The sequence below is a fragment of the Enterobacter sp. SECR19-1250 genome (genome assembly GCF_013391025.1).
In the GTDB taxonomy this organism is placed as follows: Bacteria; Pseudomonadota; Gammaproteobacteria; order Enterobacterales; family Enterobacteriaceae; genus Enterobacter; species Enterobacter cloacae.
Map to the genome: position 1 here is coordinate 1 of NZ_JACASJ010000227.1, position 2,425 is coordinate 2,425.

At 40.9% G+C, this 2,425-nt stretch carries 2 protein-coding genes; both read left to right on the forward strand.

Features of this window, described 5'->3' with window-relative positions:
* Positions 1 to 674 (forward strand): glycosyltransferase (locus HX884_RS26105; RefSeq protein WP_178329010.1); only part of this gene is annotated, 674 nt, incomplete at its 5' end.
* Positions 675 to 677: 3 nt separating this feature from the next.
* Complete coding sequence (locus HX884_RS26110) at positions 678 to 2,093, forward strand: glucosyltransferase domain-containing protein (RefSeq protein ID WP_178329011.1); 1,416 nt, start codon at positions 678 to 680, stop codon at positions 2,091 to 2,093.
* Positions 2,094 to 2,425: the final 332 nt, after the last annotated feature.

The following is a 2,425-nucleotide window of genomic DNA, read 5'->3' on the forward strand; positions in this document are numbered from 1 at the left end:
ATCATGCTAGCGGTGACGCAATAATTCCGATTGATGTTGACCTGCAGGACCCTATCGAAGTCATTCCTCATCTAATAGAGAAATGGCAGGATGGCGCTGACATGGTACTGGCCAAGCGCTCGGATCGCTCCACAGATGGCCGCCTGAAACGCAAAACCGCAGAGTGGTTCTATAAGCTACACAACAAAATCAGCAATCCTAAGATTGAGGAGAACGTCGGCGATTTCAGACTTATGTCACGCGAGATGGTTGAAAACATTAAGCTTCTGCCTGAGCGTAACCTCTTCATGAAGGGAGTTCTAAGTTGGGTAGGTGGAAGAACAGATGTGGTTGAATATGCCCGCGCCGAACGCGTTGCTGGCAGCACAAAATTCAACGGATGGAAGCTGTGGAATCTGGCTCTTGAAGGTATCACGAGCTTTTCAACGTTCCCGCTGCGCATGTGGACTTACATTGGTTTGTTAGTGGCAGGAATGGCATTCCTGTACGGTGCATGGATGATTATTGATACCCTGGCATTCGGTAACCCGGTTCGCGGATACCCATCCCTACTGGTGTCAATTCTGTTCCTCGGCGGCGTGCAGTTGATAGGAATAGGTGTTCTTGGCGAGTACATTGGCAGGATTTATGTCGAGGTTAAAAACAGGCCTCGCTACATAATCAAAAAGGGATGATATATGTTTGGAGAGTATAAAAAATATTCTTTATGTTCTTTCTCAATAATAGCTCCATTTATGGCTATTATATTTGCTGTTGGCAAACTCTATCTTGATGACAATGCCAGGGTAATGGATGGATACTATGGATGGGAAAATGAAGGGAGGCCGCTAGCCTCTTTAGTTATATACATATTAAACTTTGGAAGGATACTTACAGACATTTCTCCATTATCTCAACTTATAGCAATTGCTCTTGCTGTAGGTTCTTGCTCGATTATAGGAAGGGATGTCTTAAAGAAATCACCAGTAGTTTCCGCGATTGCAACATCTCCATTATTCATTTTCCCATTTTTTATTCAGAATCTTTCATTTAGATTTGATTCTGTGACAATGTGCCTTTCAATATTTATACTGTGCATTCCATTTATTGCTTTTTCAGGCAGGAGTGCGGCATCAAGCGCACTAATAACATTTTTGTCGGTGCAGTCATCATTATTGACTTATCAGGCATCACTTCCAGTATTTTATGCCATCCTGATGACTTGCTTTACTTATGACAAAGATAAGGACGCACGCAAATATATATTAGTTCTTGCATCGTCTGCATTTTCGCTACTACTGTATATTGCGGTGACAAGCAAGTCGTTTGTTACATCAGGATATGCTTCTGGGGTTGGAGGCATTTTAATGCCATCGCACCCTCAGTTTAAAGAAATAATTGAGTCAACATATAGGGTTGCAGTATATCCATTTGGAGTATTATTTGATAAACACTTCGCAATCGCCATTTCATTCATGTCGATTCTTTTTTTATTCTCCACAATAACATGTATCAACATTACTAGAAAATCAAATATCTTAGTTTTTTCGTTAATCACAATTGCGCTTGCATGTTCCATACTGATGTTTTACGTGCTTGAGAACCCAAGTATAAATCTGAGGATGATGATATGGGCGTCAGCAATTGTATTTATTGTTTTCTCTGTTGGAGCATTAAACTCCAATAAATATGCATATGTTATTTTAAGCATACCTCCGATAGTACTAATGTTCTCTTACGCAAATGATTACTATAACTCTCAAAAGTCTCAGTATGAACTTGAAACTATGCTTGTAAGAGAGATTGGGGGGAACAGAGAAATTAATAAGTTAAATACTCCAATTTATCTCAATGGATATTCAGGGCTTTCGCCACAAGCTAAACGCATCATTGAAAAAAGGCCTTTAATTCAAGATATGATGAGACACGACATTGGCACCTGGACAAGCGCAAAATTTGCTTACTTACATTACCCTATGGCCCAATGGAAATGGGTTGGTAAGTTAAAAGACAAAACATGGTGTGACCATGTGATCACACCATGGAATGGTTTCTACTCATCACACCCGTTCAAGGATGGAGTGGTGGTAACATTTGAGAAATGCAGTAACTAAACCAGGTTGCCGAAGTTCTGCCACGCAGTGCCGCTATACCTCTTACCGGCATAAGTGGCAGAACTGCTTTGATGCCATATCGTATCACCTGCCCCCCATATGTTAGTTCCAGAAAGTGCGTCATCGCCTACTTTTTTAGTTGCTCCATATATAATTCCTTTTTGGAAATTGGCAGTTCCAAGAAGTCTGTTTTTGTTATTGGCAGTGTCGTGAGGAATAGCTGTTAAATCAGATTCGTTGATCGTACAGGTATCCCTGAAAATAGTTGGGGTATTGGTGACCTGCCCCCACGATTAGATACAACACTCAGTTAGTAACGTCGGAATCTTCAT

Bases quoted from the DNA above. Each gene is read 5' to 3' on its own strand.
- HX884_RS26110 (WP_178329011.1), top strand. From the start codon at position 678: ATGTTTGGAGAGTATAAAAAATATTCTTTATGTTCTTTCTCAATAATA.